Below are 21,823 nucleotides of genomic sequence, written 5' to 3'. Positions count from 1 at the left end.
GGGGAGAGGGACGTATGAAAAAGAACAAGGGACTGTACATCTTAATGATGAGCTTACTGTTTATCATATCGGCATTATTCCAGCCAAGTTTAGCTCATATCAATGCGCAAGAGATGAATTCTGATAAGGCATGCAGTCCGAACAGAGGACTCGATATTGTGTTCGTCATCGACAATTCTGGCAGCATGTTGGAGACGGATCCTTCCGATATAAGAATTCAAGCGGCGAAGAATATGGTGAATGAATTACATGAATACGACAGAGTATCGGTCGTCAGCTTTAACGATGCTGCAACTATTCACCAGTCGTTGACGAATAATCGATTCGCAATCGACGCGGCTCTTGACAGTCTTACACCAACCGGTGGCACGGATATTAGTGCGGGATTGGACCTAGCTTTACAAGAACTAAAGATGCAAAGCAGAGACAACCATAAAATCATAGTTCTGCTTTCGGATGGCCATTCCATAAATAATACAATTTCATTGCAATTAGCTGAAAAAGCAAGAAATGAAAACGTACGTACATATACGATTGGATTAGGTGAATCGAGCAAAATTCCAGTATCGTTGTTAACGAGTATCGCAGAAAAGACAGGTGGACAATACTTCCACGCCATTAACGCCAATCAACTGACGACAGTTTTTCAAAAGATCCGTTTAATGATTGAAGATTTACGGGAGCCGAAAATCCCGAGCAATTGGACGTTAACGAAAGACTTGCATATGACAGGTGACCTTGTACTTCAAGAAAATATGAAGCTTGACTTGAATGGATATAATTTGTCAGTTGACGGCAGCCTTGTTCAATTGTCTTGCTCGGAGCTTCGTGCAGTGAGTGGACAAGTGACAGCTGCTAATCTTGAACAAAATGCAGGGGCAAGCATTCAATTGAATAATAGCCAACTACTTGTAAAAAAATCGTTTACGCAAGATGGAATTGTGCGCGTGAACGGAGATTACGATGGAAAGGCTGCTCCAGAAATTCTTATTGAAGGGGCATATAATCAGACTGTCCGTGGATCTCTTGACTTGAACGGATACGCATTAAAGGTCAATGGCGTATTAAATCAAGAAGGAAAAGTTGAAATGGGCGGCGGTGCAATCCATGTAACTGGGAATGTCACACAAAAAGGCCGATTCAATGTACAACAGGGAGAGTTGCTCATTGATGGCAACTTGACGCTTGCAGGCGGCCCGTTGCTTGACGAAGAATTTCTGACAAATAGGTCATTGGATGTCGGTGGCGGAGTTGTGCAAGTCGGGTCTGCCGGCCAAATGCTTGAAACGACAAAGAACGGAAATGTGCTTCAAAAAAGTGGACAACTTTTCGTTAACCACGGCACAGTCCGCATCTTCGGCGACTACACGGTTAAAGACGGTTGGTTGACGATGATCAAAGGGTCGATGGATACGAATGTGGCGGATTATGGCGAAGGTGACGGAGATTATGTATATGTGCACCGTAACTTCAGTATGGAAAGCCCTCGCAATCATGCGGGACGTGTTTATAGTCATCTCGGCACACCGATGAACGATCAAGCTCATTTGACAGACGGTGTTCTACGTGTCGACGGCAATTTCAGCCAGTTAGGTGACAAGCAATTTCATGCGCAATATAGCGATCTCTCGCAAAACTATATGCAAGACTATAGCCGATACAATTTCGGGGCGAAAAACAGACATAAAGTGCTGTTAACCGGCAAAACGCCGATACGTGTTCAAGGGTCTGGTTTCACATTCAACACATTAGAAGTTGGAGGAAGAATAGTAGAGTACCAACCATGGTCCGGTTCAGTGAAATGGAACACCCTTATTGAACAAGACGTTTCTTCAGAGGCGGATTTGAACTATTTGGCGATCAATGATATTCCGGTCAGAGCATTCTCACCATCGGTGCTAAATTATTACAATCATGCAATTCCTTCGGAAACGATAGTAGGTCCTCTTAGGGAATTGAAGGTCGATGCTCGAGCAAAAGATCATTTACACGCAAAAGTAACAGTTATGGGAAATATGCTGAGGGATGATGGAACGGCACAAGTGAAGATCCTTGTCACGGCAAGTGATGGAATTACTAGCAAGTTGTATACCGTGAACGTATTTGCGGGTGGGGCTTCTCCGGATGCTGTTGCCTCATTGGAAGTTGACCAGACAAACCTAGTATTCATCCAGAAGAGCGCAGCGTTCAATCCTGAAAAAGCGACGATCGGCTATCGTGTATTGCCGACAACCGCTCAAAACCAGCAAGTGAACTGGAGAACGCTTGACCCGGCTGTAGCTATCGTCACGAATGGGATTGTAACGCCAATCGGCATCGGTACTACATCGATTATTGCAGAAACTGCAGAAGGTGGTTTCGTCAAGACGATCAACGTAGAAGTGAAGAAAGAAAATGAATTGGTACAAGGCGTTAAGACATTGGCCGATTTTGTGGAAAACAACGACCGCTACAATGAAATTATGGCGTTATATGATCCTGCAAACATCGGTATTGTTGTACCAGGAAAATATATTGGGAAGTTGACCTTTACGACATCCGGTTCGTTAATGAGCGGGAAAATCGAAACGGATTCCGCTGTAAAAAGGGTCAATGTGAGCGTCAATGGCAAAATGTTGCCTGCGACTGCTGTAGAAAACTCTTTCCTTGTAAGTCGCATGGGCATCGAAGTCGGCGATTACGTAGAGGTTATTGCCTATAATGCAACAGGCGATGAACTTGAGCGAATCTATACGTCTTATCCATTAGATTACACGCCGATGAATGATATTCCACCAGGTTTCTATTCCGTGAAACGGTTAATGGAAAGCCCGGCACTGTTCTCGGAAATTCTCAACAAATATGCACCGGAGCATCTGATTTTCGAAGCACATTAAACGACTGAGGAGGTGGAGGGGGAGGAGCAAGAAGTTTCTCCCTCCGAGAGACAGCTATGTTAAAAAAACTAAAGATTTTTCTAGTACTAAGTTTACTACTTATGATACTGCCACCAAAAACGACAAATGCCGAAAGTAAGACGCTTGTCGGAATATCGACAGTATACGAAACGAGAGTGACGACTGTGGAGCTGGCAGTTTTCATTAACAGCAAAGAGAGCATTGCGAGTGGATCCTTCGATGTTGAGTACGATCCTGAATTGCTGAGAATCACGGAGACAAATCTTACAAAAGGATCAATCCTTTCAAATGATCTCACATCAATCGAGGGTGCTACGCCAGGCAACGCATCCCTTGCATTTGCAAATGCAGAAGGTAGACAGTTGGATGGCACGTTGTTATCAATAAAAGCCACAGTACGTAAGTCGAATACTCCGATCGATGTAAAATTGAAAAACGTCCAATTATACAAAGAAGACGGTACGGAAGTAAAAGCGCAATTGGTGGATGGTAGTATAAAGGATTTCAAAGGTAGAATAGAAGCGCATAAAGAAAAAGTGAAGCGCGACAAGCAATGGACAATCACACTAAATGAAGCGTATGATCCTGCTACATTAAACGAACATGCGGTGAACGTAAAGCGCGGTTCAGTAAAAGTGGATGTTATCATTAAACCGTTGAATGCCAAATCGTTTACAGTTACTCCTAAGAACGGCTATTTAAGTGGGGCACATACGATCGAAATAACCGAATTGCTTCATTCAGCCAATGGAACAAAATTGAACAAACCGATCCGAAAAACATTCTCGGTAGAATAAAGGAAGGAAAAATCAAATGAAAAAATATAGAACAACTTTTAAACTTGTTTTCTTCACTGGGCTTTTCTTCTTTTTCTCGGGAATCTTCATGCAAGAAGCATCTGCAGAAATACTAGAAATCGGGGAAGTTCGTTCGCTTGGCACTGAAGTGAAAGTTCCTGTTACACTATACGACTTTACGTATTTGAAGAACCTTAACGTGGAAATTGATATCGAAACCGGTCAAGAAGGTGTATCACTTATAGGTTTTGAAACAGCGAACCCATTCGAAAGTTCTCAATTCCGAACAGTAAAGAATGTAGAGGGAAGTAAATTGAAAATAGACGTTATTTCCCGAACAGGTTCTGAAGTGAAAGTTGAAAAAAGAATGATACTTGGTTATATTACTTACCGTTTAACCTCTTCATTCGAAGACGGGACCGCTATCAAATTGCCGATCGGGAATATTGTAGCGAATGGACGCTATGGCAATGACATCATTGTTTCTCCGCTCGGTGGTAAGATCGAGCGAAAAATGCCGGTTGGTGATGTCGTTGGGAAAAACAAGCCGACAGCTGCTGCTGCAATGCGAATTCTACAACATGTAAGAGGAAATCTAATTACAAACAAAGAAGAGTTCCTATCAGCAGATGTGGATGGTGATAATGTAATCACGCAAAATGATGCCCAACAAATCCTTGATTATGTATCAGGAAAAAGGGTCTCCTTCCTTGCTATCCAAGCGAAAGAACTGGATACAGCAGTCTTGAAAAGTGAATATGTCGACAAAGTCACAGCCGTCCATGGAAGAGCCCCTTACAAATATACTCGGTCTGGCACGCTTCCAAGTGGAATTACATTAGATGCTACAACCGGTGAATTATCTGGTACTCCAAAAATTGCGGGTTCCTATTCATTTACAGTAAAAGTGACAGACGCGGTCGGGAATGAAGCAGAGCGCATATTCAAAATGGAAGTTATCGATTCAAATATCAGTTCAGTAGAAAAATTATTGCCGATCACCGTACAGCTGAATGCTCAGCCTGCTTTACCATCAGAAGTGACAGTTACGTACAGTGATAAGAAAACTGGTAAGGAAAAGGTGAGCTGGGAACCGGTTGATACATCCGTGATAGGAACTACTGTCGCTAAAGGAAAACTAGCAGGCGGCTTCACGGTAACTGTCGACATTAACGTTGTCCATGCTGATTATGTAAAAGATATTCAGATTGATTACATGGAGTTCGTTAACCTCCATACAATTTATATTAACGCATCAGCAGAAGTGTACAGCATTACTGTCGATAATATACCGATGCACTATGAGGGCAATGAACTGTTTAGCTTAGGGACGAATGATCTTTTGCATGGCAAAACAGTCGTCATCCAGTTGAATGATAAGTTCGGAAATGTGCTTGAGTTAAAACAGATTGCATTGCAATAGTGAATAACTTGGACTGTAGACAAATCCAAAGTCTACAGTCCTTTTTGAATCTACTCATTATTACTACACCAATATCTTAAAATCTGTTACACTGTAAAAAAGAATACGAGCATCAAAGGAGAAGACAATGAAGAAATGGAAAATAGCGTTACTTGTTGTAGTTGTTCTCGTTGTAGCAGTCGCAAGTTATCTATTATACATATTTAAATTCAAAGAATACGACGTAGCTGACGATGAAGTTTCACAAATTGTCGAGGATCCATATGAAGTGGAACTGCCGGACGGATCGAAACTAATCATTGGAGAAGATGGATCTGTAACGACAGTAGGCGGCGGAGAGTCAGATAATACTCCTACTGAAACAGAGAACCCTGACACGGAAGAAGGCAGCGAAGATTCCGGAACGACTGGAAATTCAACAGCTGGCGTGACGCCTCCAAGTAATAATAGTTCAAAACCATCTACATCTAACAAGGAAGATTCCTCAACTGAGGAAAACTCTTCAGAAGGAAACAATGAATCTAGTAATACAACAAAAAAACCTACTGTAGCGACTATTAAAGCAAAGTATGAGCCGGTCTTCGCAAAATTGGAAGGACAAGCAGACCAAAAGATCAATGCTTTGATTGGTCGTGCGAAAAAGGAATACTCCGATAAAAAGGCGAACGGTGAAAAAATCAGCTACGGGTATTTCTACAATAAATATATGGGGGCAGCAACAAGCTTAGAGGCAAGCACTGACTCTGTATTCCATGGAGTGGTAAAGGCGGTTGAGGCTGAACTAGAGGCGAATGGCTATAGCAAATCATATGCACAAACCTTTGTCGATCAATACGAAGCGACAAAGAAAGCGCGTCGGGATAGTATCATTAGCAAAGCAACAGGAAACTAAAAAACGATCCAGTAGACTAGATGCTGCTGGATCGCTTTTTATGTACAGTGAATCGCATGATGATAACGAGAAATAGCAAGCAGATGACAGCGCCTGACATATCAAGGATGACATCGTGGTATGTCGCCGTCCTTCCTCCAGTTAGCGATTGATGGTACTCATCAGCTGCCGCAAACAGAAAAGTAACGAACAGAGCAGTCAGTTTCCGGAACGAATGCTTAGGCAGCAATAAATAAATGACGCAAGCTAAAGCCCCGAAAACAAAGAAATGAGCACTTTTTCGAAGCAGAAACTCGATAAAATGATAATAGCCTCTTTCCTCGATGGAGATCATTCGTCCCCAATAAGGGATTTCTAGATGGGCTAGCCATGCTTCAAATGGTTTTCCAGGAAGCCATTGTTGTAATGTAGGAATGAGTGATTGCTGTTCGTACGTTTGTGCAGAGGAAATAAACAATCCGACAACAAAACAGAGAAATAGACAAAATAAGAGTAAGTTTTTCATACCCATGAGTATAGCATAACTTGAAATTGAGTAAAAAAGGAAACTGTTTATAGTGTAATTATGCCTAAAGGAACATTAAAAGTTTATGCAAAATAGTAATGTTGTATGGTATACTAATTTAGGTTAAGAATGCGCAGCAAAGGGGCAACTAGCACTCATGGAAGAGACTATTAGTTTACAAGATTTGTTCAAAACATTGAGAAGACGTATGGGGCTTATTATTAGTACAACGATCCTTGCAGTTATTATTGCGGGAGTCGTTAGTTACTTTTTCCTTACTCCGATTTACCAAGCTTCGACACAAATCTTGGTAAATCAACAAAAAGCAGAACAACAGCAACAATTCAATTCACAAGATATTCAGATGAATCTCCAGCTTATCAATACATATAACGTCATTATTACGAGTCCTGCTATTTTAGCGAAAGTGATTGAGAACTTAGACTTGGACATAACGCCAGCAGCGTTGAAAAATCAAATTACAGTCAATAGCGCACAAAACTCCCAAGTCGTAAACGTCAGTGTACAAGATCCTGAGCCGCATAAAGCGGTTGACATCGCCAATACAACGGCAGAGGTATTCCAAGAGGAAGTACAAAAGTTAATGAATGTTGACAACGTCAATATCCTTTCACCTGCTGTGCATGTGGAGAACCCATCGCCGATCAAACCGAATAAAATGTTGAACATGGCCATTGCGGCAGTAATCGGTTTAATGATCGGAGTTGGTTTGGCATTTTTACTAGAATACTTGGATACGACAGTGAAAACCGAACAGGATGTTGAGGAACTGCTTGAATTGCCAATTCTCGGTCTTGTAAGTACGATTGCAGACAAGGACATGTTTGCGAGCAAAGACGCTGGACAAATGGGCCAGAATAAGGGGTAAAGACTATGTTTAAAAAGAAAAAAAAGAAATCACTTCAGTCGGTTGCCAGAAAACTGATAACAGTTGCCAACCCGAAAGCGATTGTTTCAGAACAATTTCGTACAGTCCGTACGAATATCAATTTTTCTGTGACAGACGAGGAATTAAAAACATTGTTGGTCACTTCTTCAGCGCCAAGTGAAGGGAAATCGACAAGCGCTGCCAATATTGCTGTAGTGTTTGCGCAAGCTAAAAAGAAGGTTGTCCTCATTGACGCCGATTTACGAAAGCCGACAATCCATCATACGTTTCATAAGACGAATGGCATTGGGTTATCCAATCTATTGACACGTCAAGCTGTGTTAACGGAAGTCATTCAACCAACAGAAGTAGAAGGATTACATATTATGACAAGCGGACCGATTCCGCCAAACCCTGCAGAGTTATTAGGATCAAAGACAATGGATGCTCTTATTGAAGAATTGAAGGAAACGTTCGATATGATCATTTTTGACGTCCCCCCAGTATTATCGGTGGCGGATGCTCAGATCCTAGCAAATAAATGCGACGGAACAATTCTCGTATTAAGCTCAGGCTCTACGGAGAAGGATAGTGCACTGAAGGCGAAGGAAGCACTTGAAACTTCAAAAGCCCGGATCCTAGGAACAATCTTAAATAACTTTGTAATGGGGAAAGACCATTACTATTATCAATATTACGGAGAACAAGAGTGAAGACAATCATTTGTCTTTCGCTCTTTTTTGTAGGAGGGAATAAACATGCTAGATATGCATAGCCATATTTTATTCGGAGTAGATGATGGACCTAAAACAATGGATGAGACGATGATGATGCTTGAAAAAGCTGTAGGGGAGGGCGTAACGCATATAATCGCAACATCACATTCTTTCCATCCCCAATTCCATGTGAGCCAAGAAACAATCCAGTCTCAACTCTATGAACTTCAAGAAGAGATTCAATCTCGCAACATCCCTATTTCAATCCTCCCAGGCCAGGAAGTGCGTTTGCATGAAAACATTCTCGAGTCAATCGAAAAGAATGAAGTGCTGACACTTGCGAACTCCAGGTATCTCTTGTTGGAATTGCCATCTCAAACTGTCCCGGCTTATACGGTCAACATCATCCAATCACTACTTGCTGAAAACATTATCCCAATCATTGCACATCCTGAGCGGAACAAAGCGATAGCGGAGAAGCCGGAGCGTTTGGAAAGGCTAATTCGGCATGGGGCGTTAGCACAAATAACAGCCGGAAGTGTCGCAGGATATTTCGGCAAGCACATACAAAAACTGTCCATACAGCTGATCGAGTCGAATTTAATACACACATATGGGTCGGATATGCACAATCCGACTACACGACCGATGTTATTCAAAGAGGGGCTACAATACTTGGAAAAGAAGAAGTTAGATGAATATATGAGTATCCTTTTGCAAAATAACATGAGCATCTTAAAAGATGATAATCTATTTATTTTAGAGCCTGATATGCAGAAAAAGAAAAAATGGTGGAATTTCATCGGGTAAGGGGGTCGTCGTATTAAATAGTTGGCGAAAAAATAGCCCCCACATTCCGAGAGAAGTGGAGGCTTACAAGTTATTATTCCGCTGGGATGAATACGCGTAGATTTACATTTACATCTTCAGAGAATTGAAGACCGTCTTTTTCACCATAAATAGTGACAGTAATATTGTCAGCGACTAAATCGCCCTTCGCTTGATCAGTGGATGGAGCTAACAAAGAGGCAAGTTGCTTTTGCAATTGCTCTTTCGCGGCAGCACGATCGCTGTTCACAGTTACGATAGGACCGTCAGCGATACGAACGCCTGTAACGCCAGCATCAAGAATTTTCTCGGAGAAGAGGCCAGTGGAACCTTGAACCGCCTTAATTCCTTCATCCATGTCGTATGCTGTCAAAGTTAAAGTGTTCGTTGTCGGATCAAAAGAAGCTTCCGCCAATTTTTTACCGTCTTTTTCAACAACTCCATGCTCTTGTACAATCGCACGCAATTTTGCTTTTGCCTCTGCAACCGCGTCTACTACTTTAACGGCAGTTTCAGTGCGGATGACGAAAGATGCCATTTGAGCACGTGTCACGTTCGCATTAGGTTCGAAAGTAGTTGGAGTCTTTCCTTTAGTAATATTGTTCTCGACTAAAGAGAGGACATGTCCGATATACCAAGAATCGCTTCTCACATCCGTAAATGGATTGGAAGCATCCCCTTCAGGCAAACCATAGCTCAAGTCAAGAATCTTAGCAGTGTGCGCGCGAGTCATCGGATCGTTCGGACGGAAAGTGCCGTCTTCAAATCCTTGAATGTAACCCGCATTCGCAAGTGCAGCTACATATTCATAATGCCATTGATTCGGATTGAGGTCTTTAAAACCAGGATCCTTTACATTTTTCGTATCGAGTCCAAGTGACAAAGCTAAAACTTTGGAAGCGTGAGCGCGAGTTAACTTCGCGTCCGGTCTGAACGTGCCATCTTCGTAGCCTTTTACGATGCCTCTTTCAGCTAAATTCATGATTGCATCATAATGATCCAAAGTGGGTTTTACATCTTTGAACGAACTGACTGCTGCATCTGCGTGTGTTGGTGCTCCGACAACAATTGCGCCTGCTGCCAAGGATAAAGAGAGTGCGGATAAGTAAGTTTTTCTCATGGGGTTCCTCCAATATCATAATTGTCCCACCTACTATACCACAAAAGATTAAAAGACTAACACTAATTTAGCTGAAATATGGTGAAATATTACAAAATTTTATCAAAATCGCGTTTCTCAACAATATGAAAGGGGAAATCGTTACAATAGTATGTGAGAAAAATGGAAGGAAGAAGATATGCTAATAAATATAAAATTTTTGACGAAAATGGTATCTATCGTCGAATTATGCTATTTTAGGAAAAAGGATGTGGAAAGTCCTCTTGTTAATAAGTAGGAAAAGGTAGAAGTGTGTAAAAAGTTGTAGTTTTTTCTGTTGTTACTGCTATAATGAAAGATATAAAAGTTAAACAGTTTACTAGAATAATTTTATGTGGAAAGGTAGTGAGTCACATTACTGTTAAAAAGAGAATGACATTATTGTTTCTAGTGGACTCTACTATAGTATTATTCTCGCTTTACATAGGTTATTTCATGCTTGCACCAAATTCCAATCTATTAACGAATAAAGTGCTGCTCGTAAGCGCAGTAACGATCCAAGTAGCACATCATCTCTTCGCATGGCATTACGGCCTGTACAGAAAGGCTTGGACGTATGCATCCATCGGAGAGCTAAAGTCAATTTTTAAGGCTGTGACACTGACGATTATTGTAGTAGCGCTTGTCCAGCTTGCTGTAGTCCAAGATATTTACTTCCGCGCATTAACAATCGCATGGATGCTTCATATATTGCTCATTGGAGGCTCACGTCTCTCTTGGAGAATCATGCGTGATTCGTTCTTGCAAAATAAGGACGATAAAGCGAAGCGTACGATGATCATCGGTGCAGGACAGGCCGGCAGCATGATTGTTAGGCAGATCCTTCAAAATCCAGACTGTGGCATGAAGCCAATCTTGTTCCTTGACGATGATAAGAAAAGGCAAGGGCTTGAAATGTACGGAGTAAAAATCGCTGGGGGTACGGAGAATATCCCGGCATTCGTTGAAGATAATGATATAGAAAAAATCATCATTACAATTCCCTCGATGGGGCGCCAGCAAATGGCTGAACTTTTAAAGGTATGCGTCGATACGGGAGTGCGTACACAAACGATTCCTAAAATCGAAGATCTTATGACCGGTAAGGTATCCGTAACCGATATGCAGGACGTTAAAATTGAAGACTTGCTCGGTCGCGATGAAGTACAACTTGATATGGAAGCCATCGCAAACAAGCTGACAGGCAAGACGATCCTGATCACCGGCGCAGGGGGATCAATCGGATCGGAAATTTGCCGTCAAGTGAATCGGTTCACACCGAAAAAGCTAGTATTGCTTGACAATGTAAAAAAACTTTATCTCTAAGTAGAACGCTAACCTGTGGTAAAAAGTTTCAACCAAATCAAGATTTGTTTATGTTTTGTTAGTTGTATATCTAAACTTATTAAGAGTTTATTCTATCGATTTCTTGATGCATAACATCTATAAGTTAATCTATAAAATAAACTGGTTCGGCAGTTTTTTTGTTGTTAACTGTTATTTATAAAAAAATGATAGTTATATAGAGTTTAAAGTGTTCCAATTGAATATTAATTTTTGGAGGGAGTATGTTGCGGAGTAACACAAGCCCGAATAACTTTTATGAAGAATATGCTTCGACCTTAAAAGATGAAGAAACTGCTTCGACATTAGAAGTTAGAGTAACAGACTCTTTAAGTGGAGATTATTGTTTACTCTGGAAAAGATTATTAGACCTGGGATTTGCTTTTTTACTTTTACCATTCGCAATTATATTGATTTTTACTTTTTTAATAATAATCAAACTCGAATCACGTGGTCCTGCTTTTTATTTTCAACAAAGAGTAGGTTTGAACGGTCAATACTTTAAAGTTATCAAATTAAGATCCATGAGAAATGATGCAGAAAAAAATGGAGCTGTTTGGGCTGAAAATAATGATCCACGGATTACAAGGGTTGGAAAGTTCATAAGAAAAACGAGAATTGATGAACTTCCTCAGCTGATTAATGTGATAAAGGGTGACATGAGTGTTGTCGGACCAAGACCAGAACGCCCAATGTTTACAGCGGAGTTTGAAAAGGAACACCCCGGCTTTACTAGAAGACTATCAGTCAAACCGGGTCTAACTGGTTGGGCGCAAGTGAACGGTGGATATGAGATAACACCTCTAGAAAAGGTAGAACTAGACGTGCATTATATAAATAATATGAACTTAAAAACAGACATAATGATATTGTTACTGACAATAAAAATTGTACTAACAGGTCACGGAGCAAGATAGATTAAGTGAGAATAGGGGAGATCTGGATGAGTATTCTGGTAACTGGTGGTACGGGATATATAGGCAGTCACACTATAGTTGAATTACTTGAAGCCGGGTTTGATGTTATCGTCGTTGATAATCTAAGCAATAGTTCAGAAGATGTAATTGATCGTATTGAAAAAATAACTGGTAAAGATTTATCTTTTTATAACATAGACTTGTTAAATAAAAAGGCATTGGATTTAATTTTTCATGAAAACTCAATTGAAGCAGTTATACATTTTGCTGGATATAAAGCAGTTGGTGAGTCTGTACAACTACCTTTGAAATATTATCAAAATAACATAATAAGTACTTTAAACATGTGTGAAGTAATGGAAAAATACGGTGTGTATAATCTGATTTTCAGTTCATCAGCTACTGTTTATGGATATCCTGAAAGATTGCCTTTAGATGAAACTTGTTCTACCAGCGCATTAAATCCCTATGGAAGAACAAAGTTAATGATTGAGGAAATTCTAACAGATTTATCTAACTCAAATCGAAAATGGAGAATAGCTCTTCTGAGGTATTTCAACCCAGTAGGGGCACACAATAGTGGTTTGATAGGGGAAAAACCTAATGGTACTCCCAATAACCTGATGCCCTATATCACACAAGTTGCTTCTGGAAAATTGGAAAAGCTATATGTCTTTGGTGGAGATTATCCCTCAAAGGATGGTACTGGGGTTAGGGATTATATTCATGTTGTTGATTTAGCTTTGGGACATTTAAAAGCCTTGAAGAAAATCGATATATTAAGTGGAATAGAAGCTTTTAATTTAGGAACTGGAATAGGATATAGTGTTTTAGAGGTAATTGAAACATTCGAGGAAGCATCCAAGGTAAAAATACCTTACGAAATAGTTAGCAGAAGATTTGGGGATACGGGTATTTGTTATGCAAATCCTGTTAAAGCCAATAAACACTTAAATTGGTATGCAGAGAGAGATTTGTTTGAAATGTGTAAATCGGCGTGGGATTGGGAGAACACGCGAGAATTTATTTCAATTTAAAGTTTTATAGAAAGGACAATTAAATGAAAAAGGTATTATTTGTAGCAACTGTTGTAAAAAAACATATTATGGTGTTTCATCTTCCGTATTTGAAATGGTTTAAAGAAAATGGATATGAAGTACATGTTTGCGCTCATAATGACTATGAAGATAAAGAGGATTGTAAAATTCCTTTCTGCGATAAATATTATAATTTACCCTTTAGTAGATCTCCTTCAAACCTTTCAAATATAAGGTCTTATAAGTTATTAAAGGATATTATTGAAGATAATTGTTATTCTATAATCCATTGTCACACTCCAGTTGGAGGTGCCTTGGCAAGGCTAGCTGCAAGAAAATCACGAAGAAAAGAAACTAAAGTAGTTTATACGGCGCACGGCTTTCATTTTTATAAAGGAGCCCCTATTAAGCATTGGATACTATTTTATCCTGTTGAACTTTTTTTATCTAAATTTACAGACATTATTATTACAATTAACAATGAAGACTACTTGATAGCAGATAAATTTAAAAAAAATACAAGGGTTGAGTATATTCCAGGTGTCGGTATAAATACAAAAAAATTCAGACCTGATTTAAAGGATAGAAAAGATCTGGTAGAAGACTTAAATATCCCTGTAGGATCAGTAGTAATTTTGTCTGTTGGAGAGTTAAATCGTAATAAAAATCACCAAGTAATGATTAGAGCTTTAAAAAGCATAAATAAAGAAAATGTTTATTACCTTATTTCTGGTGTTGGAGAAGAATTAGAAAATCTAAGGAGTTTAGCAATAAAGTTAGGGGTTCATAATAGAGTGAAATTTTTAGGCTATAGACATGACCTAGCAGATATATATAGTCAAGTGGATATTTTTGTGTTTCCGTCATATAGAGAAGGACTATCACTTTCATTAATGGAAGCAATGTCTTCAGGATTACCGATTATTTGTTCCAATATTCGAGGCAATAATGAACTAATTATAGATGGGATAGGTGGTTACTTGTTAAATCCAAACGATGTAAATGGATTTAAAAGTAAGTTAATCAAACTAGTTGATGATTCGACATTACGCAAAAAAATGGGGCAGTACAATATTAATAAGATTAAAGAATATGACATAAATAATGTTAGGGGCCAGTTGATTAACCTTTATCAATCACTTATAACGTCAAAAAAAATTAAATCAGGACAAACAGAACAATGGACAGATGAATAAAAATAATAGAAGAGAGGAAATTTTTTTTATTATCAACAGATTGATTTCCAAATAGTAAGAATTCGAAAGTTTTTTTACCTGTAATAAAAATATCATGGGGAAATATTATAGAGCATGTATTTATTGAAAATAAGCTGTTTGGAAATATTGTTTATAAGTAATTTGCTTATCCATGTGAGAAATGAAACTTATAACACGACTGGTTATCTTTAAGGAGTACGTATGGACAAAAAAATTACTATTATTATACCCGTATATAATAAAGAAAAATTTCTATCAAAAACAATAGAGAGTGTCTTAAGCCAAAGTTATAAAAATTTTGAATTAATAATCATTGATGATGGTTCTACTGATTTAAGTTTAAAAGTAATTAATGAGTTTGCTAGAAGAGATACTAGAATCCATGTTTACACCCAACGAAATTCTGGAGTGTCAGCAGCCAGAAATAATGGAATAATGAAAGCTACTGGTACTTATATAACGTTTTTGGATGCCGACGATTTTTATGATGAGCATTTTTTACAAAAAATGCTTTTAGCTGTACAAGGGTATTATGCAGCCTTTTGTGGACATGTTTATCATTATCCTAATGGGAAAAAAATAAAAGCAAACATGAATTGGAAAGGTGAATTACTAAAGAATTATATAAATAATAAATGTACGCCTAATACTAATTCATGGATCATCGATAAGAAGTGGCTTATTGACAATCAATTATTTTTTAGTGAAGATTTAAATTGGGGAGAAGATATGCTTTTTTTTGGTACAATATTTACCAAAACTAAAAACATTAATTATTGTAAAGAATATTTAAGTAATTATAGGCTAGAAATTAGTAATTCATTAAGTGAAAATGATTTCTCAAAGATTAATAAAGAAAAAGTTTGGATTAATAGATTAGTAAAGATAATTGAAAATGAACCCCCAAGAACCAAAACAACTCAGCGGAATATTAACCTCTTATTAGAATATAGACTTCCAGCTTTAATTATATATAGATTATATAATCATAAAACATTAACAAATAAAGACGAGTTCCTATCTCTTTTCGAGGAAAACATAGAGATAATTAAAAAAGTTTCATATATAAATGGTATTAGAAGTATAAAATTAATTGTTTATCAAAGAAAATTATTTAAGTTCTATGAAAAACTTAAAGGAGAATAAACATAAGAATGTATATTTTTATAAGAAGTAATGATGTTAGTCCCGATCCTAGATTACAGAAATATATTGATTATGCTCGTGAATATAAATTGAAATATAAAATAATTGCTTGGAATAGATTGGGGCTGAATATACATAAGGAACATACAGTTTATTATAATCGAAAAGCACCTTTTGGCAGGGGCATAAAAAATATCCCATCAAAACTTGCTTGGTTTATATTTATTGTGTTCAGTTTAATTAAACATAAAAACGAATATAGTATAATACATGCTTGTGATTTAGACACAGCAATCCCTTCGTATTTTTGCAAAAAATTACTTAGAAAAAAAATGAATTTTGATGTTTTTGATTGGACAAGCTCAGATAAGAAAAAGGGCATTAATCAACTTTTAGTTTTGATTGAAAATTTTATATTTAAAAACTCTGATAACGTTATAATCTGTGAAAAATTCCGTATAAATCAAGTGCAGCAAAATAATAGACGAGATTATATGGTTTTACCGAATATACCAAGTATCAATTTTATTGAAGATAACACTTATAAATACTATGTAAATAATCTGAAGAAAGATTATAAGCTAGTCCTTAGTTATGTAGGCGTATTTGATAAAAATAGAGGTATTGAAGATCTATTAGATTTTATTAGTGAAAAACCAAAAATTTTTCTTAATATAGCTGGATTTGGATTGCTTCAACAACTGGTTGCGGAATATTCCGATAAGTATCCAAATATAAATTATGTTGGTAAAGTAGATTATAATACGGGGCTAAATATTATGTCTAATTCCGATATGATTATTGGTTTATATTATATGACAAATAAAGTACATAAATATGCTGCCCCAAATAAATATTATGAGAGTCTTTATTTAGGTGTCCCTTTAGTAACAAATGAAGGACCAGATTTTGCGAAAAAGATTATTGAAGAAGAAACGGGTTTCGTTATTAAGGAAGGTAAAGATGGATTCAAAGAAATATCAATGATCAGTAATGAGGAACGTTTAAAAAAATCACAGAAGGCTAGGAGTTGTTGGGAAAGTAAGTACTCGGACTATACAGAGAACTTTATGAAAGAGTATTTTGAAATCAAAAAGAGAACTGATTTAAATTTCAATTTTAACAAAGTATCGTATAAAACCAAATAGGAATGGTCTATGAATGTATAATTTATTTTTCTTTTTACTCTTATATATAATCTTGTTTATTTTTATTATTAGAAGTCAAAATAATATAGTGTTTAAAATATTTAATATATTACTTTTGATATTTTTAACTATTATGTCTGGCTTTAGATATAATGTTGGCACAGATTATGAAACATATAATACATGGTATTATAATTGGAATCAAATAAATATTGAGTGGGTTTACACAGGCTTAAGTTCTTTCTTTTTAAATACTAATCTCGAATTCTTTCATTTTACTTTTTTTATAGCTGCTTTTTCTAATCTAATTTTATACATAGCACTTAAAAAGTGGGATCTAACAGATAAACAAATTTCTTTAGCATTGATTCTATATAGCACAATATATATATTTTTATTTATGAATGCGATTAGGCAAGGCGTTGCTATTATATTATTATTATTAGCATTAGCTTATTTCACTCAAAAAAAACCCTTTAAATTTGGAGTGACAATGGTAATTGCAATGGGGTTTCATACTTCTGTGTTGCTTGTTCTCCCATTTATCTATCTTCTAAGAAGAAAAACAATATCATTTACTACTTTTATTATAGGAATAATTACAAGTTATTTAGTTATTATTTTTGGATTTGGGCACCAAATTATAATAACCTTATTAAATTTAACATTTTATGAAAGTAAATATCAAAATTCAGATCTTTTATTCAATACAAGTTCTAGCATATTTAGTTTAGGAGTTACATTTAAAACATTATTAGCAATTGCAGTAATTTACTATGTAAAAGAAATAAAATTCGAAAGAAAATTTGTCATTGCAATTAATTTTTACGCTATTGGTGCCATTTTCAGAATTTTTGCACTATCGACCTATTTGGTCAATAGGGTAGGATTATATTTTCAGTTTTTAGAGCTAATAGTTATTTGCTTAGTTATTAAGAAATTAAAAAACAAAAAAACTAAATACTTACTACTTTTTGTAATTATTTCAGTTAATATATTTTTATTGTATAAATCAATAGTAATTGATTCTATTAAAAATGACTACAAATATTATTGGGTGTTTGATTTTATGTAATAGAATGGCATTGACCCATTCTGAAAAGCACATATCTAATAGATTCGATAGAACCTGTAAAAATAAGTATTAAGTAGGGGGAACAATGGTAAAAGTAAGTATTATAGTGCCTATTTATAATGTAGAAAAATATCTTAAACGCTGTTTAATAAGTATTCAAAATCAAAGACTTAAAGATATACAAATCATTTTAGTGAATGATGGTTCCAAGGATAACAGTCTGGAAATTTGTAGGGAATTTGAAGCTATAGATGATAGAGTTGTGTTAATTGATAAACCAAATGGTGGTGTATCATCTGCTAGAAATGCAGGTATTATGGTTGCTGAAGGTGAATATATCGGTTTTATTGATCCAGATGACTGGATAGAACCCGAAATGTTTGAAGCTCTTTATCAACAAGGTTTGAAAAATAATGCTGATATTTGTATTTGTAACTATGTGATTGAGCAAAATGAAAAATCTATTCCTGTTATAATGGATATTGAGAAGGAGATTCTCGAAGGTAAAGAAATTATTGAAAACATTGTTGTCAATATGATTGGAAGTTCTAATTTGAACAGCGGAAGTCAAACTGTTATGGGGAGCGCGTGTAGATTAATTATTAAAAAAGATTTAATTGAAAAATATAGTTTGAGTTTTAATGTTAATATTCCACTCATGGAAGATTTGCTTTTTTGTGTAGCTGCATTTTCAAAAGCGCGAAGAGTTCAAATAATTAATGGGACATATTATCATTATTTTCAAAAAGCCAGTTCTGCGATAAGAATATATAGAAAAAATATGTTTGAGATACAATCTAATGTATTTCAAGAATTGGAAAAAATAATAAAAGATAATGGGAATACTATTATGTATAAGGAGAGATTAGATATTAGATACGTAAATTTGGTATTAGATTCTATATCAAATGAGGTTAAAAAAGGAAATCGTAAGCGAATAAAAGAAAGAATTATAACTATAAAAAGACTATGTGAAAATCAAAAACTAAAAATCATTATAAATAAAATTAATAGTAAAGGATATACAATAAGAAAAAAGATTGTATTAAATGCAATTAAAAAAGAATACGCTTTATTTTTATATTTTTATTACAGCGCTTTATTAAAAATTACTGATATAAAGAATTAAAGATATAAGATTTATTTCGTATCTAGTATTAAAAGTATCTTGTCCTTAATTATAGACCATGGAGGATTATATGAGTGAACTTGTTTCAATAATAATACCTATATATAATGTTGAAGATTATCTACATCGATGTGTTAATTCTATATTAGATCAAACATATAAGAACCTTGAAGTTATCTTAGTTAATGATGGTTCTCCTGACCGGTGCGGGGAAATCTGTGAAGAATACGCAAAATTAGATAAAAGAGTGAAAGTATTACATAAAAAAAATGGTGGGCTATCAGATGCTCGGAATGCAGGGATTGAAATTGCTCAGGGTGAATATATCTCGTTTGTCGATAGCGATGATTGGGTCCATAAGGAATATATTGAGAAGCTATATCAGTTACTAAAAACAACAGACTCAGATATTTCAGTATCCAACTTCATCAGAACTTCAACAGAAAATACTCAAGGTGAAATTTCGAAAGAAATAATTTATGAGTATTCTAATAATGAAGCACTAGAGCAATTTTTAGATAAATTCTATGTTCAGATGGTTATAGCATGTGGGAAATTATATAAAAGAAAATTATTTGAAGATGTACGCTTTCCTGTAGGAAGGATACATGAAGATGAATTTACAACGCACAAATTGATTCATAAGGCAAAAAAAATCATACTCACTTCAGCTCAATTATTATACTACTGGCAAAGAAACGATAGTATTATGGGAAGTGGTTTTAATATTAAAAACAGACTTCATGCTATAGATGCCTTTAGGGAAAGAGCGGAGTTCTTTGAAAAGGTAGGGCTTACGGACTTAAGTAATAAAACTTATAAAGAGTTATTTTTTATTTATATGGATGTTAATAAACGAAAAAACCTATTTGAAGATAAAATAATGAAAGAAAATTTTAACAGAAATTTCATCGATTTTAAAAAAAAACTTCGAAATATCAATCAGAATGTGAAATTCAAATTATTTTATGAGTCTTATTTTATAGTGCCAAAAACAATGGAATTGATCTATAGATTATACGTTAAATTAAGACTCCGGTGAGTATTCCGGTAAGTTATTTGTCAATTAACCACAATGAAATAGATAATTATTATCTAAAAAGAAGGTATCTTTTTTTATGTTTAAGAAGCAACTTAGTATTAATTTAATAGCAAATGCTATGTCTTTTTCTATAAGCGTTGGTATTAGTTTTGTACTGACTCCTTTTTTAATTAAATATATTGGAAAAGAAGCATTTGGATTCTTTCCACTGGCTAATAACTTTGTAACATATATTAATTTATTAGTAATTGCATTAAATTCGATGGCTGCAAGATTTATTATGTTAGAAATTATGAAGAAAGATAAGCATCGAGCAAACATATATTTCAACTCGGTTTTATATTCAAATATCGTCATGGTAATAGTGTTGATCATACCACTTTCTTTAATTATTATTTTCATAGACCACATTTTAAATACTCCGATTGATTTGGTTAATGAAATCCGAATTCTTTTTGGATTAATATTTTTAACATTTTTGATATCTGTATTAGGGTCTGTGTTTAATGTCGCTACTTTAGCAACAAATCGAATTGATTTGCGGTCATATCAAGAAATTATTCAAAATGGATTAAAGGCCTCATTATTTATTATCCTATTTACATTATTAACTCCTTCTATTATTTATGTGGGGGTTGTCAGTCTGAGTGTTAGTATTATAGGTATTGCTATTTCATTGTACTTTACTAAAAGACTTCTACCTGAGATAAAGTTTTCAACGTCTTATTTTGATTTAAAAGCAGTTAAAGAACTTTTAAGTTCTGGAATTTGGGGTTCTTTTAATCAGCTAAGTGTTATTTTATTGACTGGGTTAGATCTTTTATTAGCAAATATCTTTTTTGGAGCTGCAAAAGGGGGAGAGTTTTCAATTTCTCAGACCGTTCCCTTATTTATTAGTTCTTTAATAGGAATGCTAGTAGGTGTGTTCATTCCCCCTATAGCAGCTCATTACGCTAAAGAAGACACTAATGGAATGCTAAAAGAGATTGATTTTTCAGGGAAAGTCTTGCTCATATTAATAAGTGTTCCAATTGCCGGTTTCATTGTTTTTGGTGAGGAATTTTACCAACTTTGGGTTCCGAGTGAAAACTCCAGTTTTCTTCATTTTTTGTCGATTATTATAATCTCACCATTTTTTATCAGCGGGGCAATCAATGTATTATTTAATGTAAATACGATCTTAAATAAAGTGAAGATCCCTTCAATTATTTTATTTTGTACGGGAGTTTTGAATATATTATTAGTACTTATTCTAATAAATTTTACAGATTTAGGTCTTTTAGCAATTCCAATTTCAAGTGTAATACTAAGTTGTATTCGAAACCTAACTTTTACACCAATTTATACAGCGAAATGTTTAAAAGTAAAATGGTATACTTTTTACGGATTAATAGCAAGGAATCTTATAACAATTATCATTTTGGTAGTAGTTTTTTACTCAATTAAACAGTTATTAGCTATAGATACGTGGATGAAATTAATTACTACAGCAGTGATTTGTGGCTGTCTAGGGATTATAATCAGCTTGGTTTTAGTGCTTAATAAATCACATTTTAAAATGCTGTTAAATTTAGTGAATAGTAAATTAAGATGAAGTGAAAGGTGTATGTTTGGTAGTCTTAAATTGTTTTTTAATTCCTACTACTGAGTTTTTGATTATCAGACCTTATAAATGATGTGCAG

The 21,823-nt window shown here is 35.6% G+C and carries 19 protein-coding genes; 17 read left to right on the top strand and 2 right to left on the bottom strand.

Features of this window, described 5'->3' with window-relative positions:
* The first annotated feature begins 14 nt into the window (after positions 1–14).
* The 4 genes from ACR65H_RS00905 (at position 15) to ACR65H_RS00890 (ending at position 6,009) form a co-directional block, all read left to right on the top strand.
* Positions 15–2,876 carry a VWA domain-containing protein gene (locus ACR65H_RS00905; protein WP_440498173.1) on the top strand — a complete coding sequence of 954 codons (2,862 nt, stop codon included), beginning with the start codon at positions 15–17 and terminating at the stop codon, positions 2,874–2,876.
* A 56-nt stretch (positions 2,877–2,932) separates the two neighbouring features.
* Positions 2,933–3,694 carry a cohesin domain-containing protein gene (locus tag ACR65H_RS00900; RefSeq protein WP_440498172.1) on the top strand — a complete coding sequence of 254 codons (762 nt, stop codon included), beginning with the start codon at positions 2,933–2,935 and terminating at the stop codon, positions 3,692–3,694.
* Positions 3,695–3,710: 16 nt separating this feature from the next.
* Positions 3,711–5,117: a putative Ig domain-containing protein gene (locus tag ACR65H_RS00895; RefSeq protein WP_440498171.1), complete on the top strand. Its 1,407-nt coding sequence runs from the start codon at positions 3,711–3,713 to the stop codon at positions 5,115–5,117.
* Between the two features lie 127 nt (positions 5,118–5,244).
* Positions 5,245–6,009, top strand: coding sequence for a hypothetical protein (locus ACR65H_RS00890; protein WP_440498170.1), 765 nt, complete (start codon positions 5,245–5,247; stop codon positions 6,007–6,009).
* A 16-nt stretch (positions 6,010–6,025) separates the two neighbouring features.
* Here ACR65H_RS00890 and ACR65H_RS00885 read toward each other — a convergent pair whose 3' ends face one another.
* The gene (locus tag ACR65H_RS00885) at positions 6,026–6,514 is read right to left on the bottom strand and encodes a VanZ family protein (RefSeq protein ID WP_440498169.1); all 489 of its coding nucleotides are present in this window, start codon (positions 6,512–6,514) and stop codon (positions 6,026–6,028) included.
* Positions 6,515–6,671: 157 nt separating this feature from the next.
* On the opposite strand from ACR65H_RS00885, the gene ACR65H_RS00880 reads away from it, so the two are divergent.
* From ACR65H_RS00880 to ACR65H_RS00870, 3 genes are read left to right on the top strand one after another with little or no spacing between them, the layout of a single operon-like run.
* Entirely contained in the window at positions 6,672–7,403 is a 732-nt protein-coding gene (locus ACR65H_RS00880; RefSeq protein ID WP_440498168.1) for a YveK family protein, read from the top strand.
* 5 nt (positions 7,404–7,408) lie between these two features.
* Positions 7,409–8,116 (top strand): CpsD/CapB family tyrosine-protein kinase, encoded by a 708-nt coding sequence (locus ACR65H_RS00875; RefSeq protein ID WP_440498167.1) that lies wholly within the window; start codon positions 7,409–7,411, stop codon positions 8,114–8,116.
* A gap of 45 nt (positions 8,117–8,161) precedes the next feature.
* Positions 8,162–8,929 (top strand): tyrosine-protein phosphatase, encoded by a 768-nt coding sequence (locus tag ACR65H_RS00870; protein WP_440498166.1) that lies wholly within the window; start codon positions 8,162–8,164, stop codon positions 8,927–8,929.
* 73 nt (positions 8,930–9,002) lie between these two features.
* On the opposite strand, the gene ACR65H_RS00865 is transcribed toward ACR65H_RS00870, so the two are convergent.
* Positions 9,003–10,067, bottom strand: a complete 1,065-nt coding sequence (locus ACR65H_RS00865) for an S-layer homology domain-containing protein (protein WP_440498165.1) — start codon at positions 10,065–10,067, stop codon at positions 9,003–9,005.
* A 429-nt stretch (positions 10,068–10,496) separates the two neighbouring features.
* On the opposite strand from ACR65H_RS00865, the gene ACR65H_RS00860 reads away from it, so the two are divergent.
* The 10 genes from ACR65H_RS00860 to ACR65H_RS00815 all read left to right on the top strand — a co-directional run bounded on the left by ACR65H_RS00860 (position 10,497) and on the right by ACR65H_RS00815 (position 21,734).
* A complete protein-coding gene (locus ACR65H_RS00860) occupies positions 10,497–11,411 on the top strand; it encodes a nucleoside-diphosphate sugar epimerase/dehydratase (protein ID WP_440498579.1) in 915 nt (304 codons plus the stop codon).
* A gap of 245 nt (positions 11,412–11,656) precedes the next feature.
* Complete coding sequence (locus ACR65H_RS00855; protein ID WP_440498164.1) at positions 11,657–12,346, top strand: sugar transferase; 690 nt, start codon at positions 11,657–11,659, stop codon at positions 12,344–12,346.
* Positions 12,347–12,372: 26 nt separating this feature from the next.
* Complete coding sequence (gene galE / locus ACR65H_RS00850; RefSeq protein WP_440498163.1) at positions 12,373–13,383, top strand: UDP-glucose 4-epimerase GalE; 1,011 nt, start codon at positions 12,373–12,375, stop codon at positions 13,381–13,383.
* 23 nt (positions 13,384–13,406) lie between these two features.
* Entirely contained in the window at positions 13,407–14,579 is a 1,173-nt protein-coding gene (locus tag ACR65H_RS00845; RefSeq protein ID WP_440498162.1) for a glycosyltransferase family 4 protein, read from the top strand.
* Positions 14,580–14,801: 222 nt separating this feature from the next.
* Positions 14,802–15,746, top strand: a complete 945-nt coding sequence (locus tag ACR65H_RS00840) for a glycosyltransferase family 2 protein (RefSeq protein WP_440498161.1) — start codon at positions 14,802–14,804, stop codon at positions 15,744–15,746.
* A gap of 8 nt (positions 15,747–15,754) precedes the next feature.
* Positions 15,755–16,894 carry a glycosyltransferase gene (locus ACR65H_RS00835; protein ID WP_440498160.1) on the top strand — a complete coding sequence of 380 codons (1,140 nt, stop codon included), beginning with the start codon at positions 15,755–15,757 and terminating at the stop codon, positions 16,892–16,894.
* Positions 16,895–16,907: 13 nt separating this feature from the next.
* On the top strand, positions 16,908–17,969 hold the full coding sequence (locus ACR65H_RS00830; RefSeq protein ID WP_440498159.1) for an EpsG family protein: 1,062 nt from the start codon (positions 16,908–16,910) through the stop codon (positions 17,967–17,969).
* A gap of 85 nt (positions 17,970–18,054) precedes the next feature.
* Positions 18,055–19,098, top strand: a complete 1,044-nt coding sequence (locus ACR65H_RS00825) for a glycosyltransferase (RefSeq protein ID WP_440498158.1) — start codon at positions 18,055–18,057, stop codon at positions 19,096–19,098.
* A 70-nt stretch (positions 19,099–19,168) separates the two neighbouring features.
* Positions 19,169–20,140 carry a glycosyltransferase family 2 protein gene (locus ACR65H_RS00820; RefSeq protein ID WP_440498157.1) on the top strand — a complete coding sequence of 324 codons (972 nt, stop codon included), beginning with the start codon at positions 19,169–19,171 and terminating at the stop codon, positions 20,138–20,140.
* 76 nt (positions 20,141–20,216) lie between these two features.
* The gene (locus ACR65H_RS00815; protein WP_440498156.1) at positions 20,217–21,734 is read left to right on the top strand and encodes an oligosaccharide flippase family protein; all 1,518 of its coding nucleotides are present in this window, start codon (positions 20,217–20,219) and stop codon (positions 21,732–21,734) included.
* The last annotated feature ends 89 nt before the right edge of the window (positions 21,735–21,823 follow it).

It is taken from the genome of Sporosarcina sp. SAFN-015, assembly GCF_059415085.1.
This window is presented reverse-complemented; position numbering and strand designations above follow the sequence as displayed.

What these genes read in the sequence shown, in the direction of transcription:
- ACR65H_RS00835 (WP_440498160.1), top strand. Translation starts at nt 15,755, where the DNA reads ATGTATATTTTTATAAGAAGTAATGATGTTAGTCCCGATCCTAGATTA.
- ACR65H_RS00885 (WP_440498169.1), bottom strand. Translation starts at nt 6,514, where the DNA reads ATGAAAAACTTACTCTTATTTTGTCTATTTCTCTGTTTTGTTGTCGGA.
- ACR65H_RS00875 (WP_440498167.1), top strand. Translation starts at nt 7,409, where the DNA reads ATGTTTAAAAAGAAAAAAAAGAAATCACTTCAGTCGGTTGCCAGAAAA.
- ACR65H_RS00830 (WP_440498159.1), top strand. Translation starts at nt 16,908, where the DNA reads ATGTATAATTTATTTTTCTTTTTACTCTTATATATAATCTTGTTTATT.
- ACR65H_RS00845 (WP_440498162.1), top strand. Translation starts at nt 13,407, where the DNA reads ATGAAAAAGGTATTATTTGTAGCAACTGTTGTAAAAAAACATATTATG.
- ACR65H_RS00880 (WP_440498168.1), top strand. Translation starts at nt 6,672, where the DNA reads ATGGAAGAGACTATTAGTTTACAAGATTTGTTCAAAACATTGAGAAGA.
- ACR65H_RS00825 (WP_440498158.1), top strand. Translation starts at nt 18,055, where the DNA reads ATGGTAAAAGTAAGTATTATAGTGCCTATTTATAATGTAGAAAAATAT.
- ACR65H_RS00895 (WP_440498171.1), top strand. Translation starts at nt 3,711, where the DNA reads ATGAAAAAATATAGAACAACTTTTAAACTTGTTTTCTTCACTGGGCTT.
- ACR65H_RS00820 (WP_440498157.1), top strand. Translation starts at nt 19,169, where the DNA reads ATGAGTGAACTTGTTTCAATAATAATACCTATATATAATGTTGAAGAT.
- galE (WP_440498163.1), top strand. Translation starts at nt 12,373, where the DNA reads ATGAGTATTCTGGTAACTGGTGGTACGGGATATATAGGCAGTCACACT.
- ACR65H_RS00815 (WP_440498156.1), top strand. Translation starts at nt 20,217, where the DNA reads ATGTTTAAGAAGCAACTTAGTATTAATTTAATAGCAAATGCTATGTCT.
- ACR65H_RS00840 (WP_440498161.1), top strand. Translation starts at nt 14,802, where the DNA reads ATGGACAAAAAAATTACTATTATTATACCCGTATATAATAAAGAAAAA.
- ACR65H_RS00865 (WP_440498165.1), bottom strand. Translation starts at nt 10,067, where the DNA reads ATGAGAAAAACTTACTTATCCGCACTCTCTTTATCCTTGGCAGCAGGC.
- ACR65H_RS00890 (WP_440498170.1), top strand. Translation starts at nt 5,245, where the DNA reads ATGAAGAAATGGAAAATAGCGTTACTTGTTGTAGTTGTTCTCGTTGTA.
- ACR65H_RS00900 (WP_440498172.1), top strand. Translation starts at nt 2,933, where the DNA reads ATGTTAAAAAAACTAAAGATTTTTCTAGTACTAAGTTTACTACTTATG.
- ACR65H_RS00905 (WP_440498173.1), top strand. Translation starts at nt 15, where the DNA reads ATGAAAAAGAACAAGGGACTGTACATCTTAATGATGAGCTTACTGTTT.
- ACR65H_RS00870 (WP_440498166.1), top strand. Translation starts at nt 8,162, where the DNA reads ATGCTAGATATGCATAGCCATATTTTATTCGGAGTAGATGATGGACCT.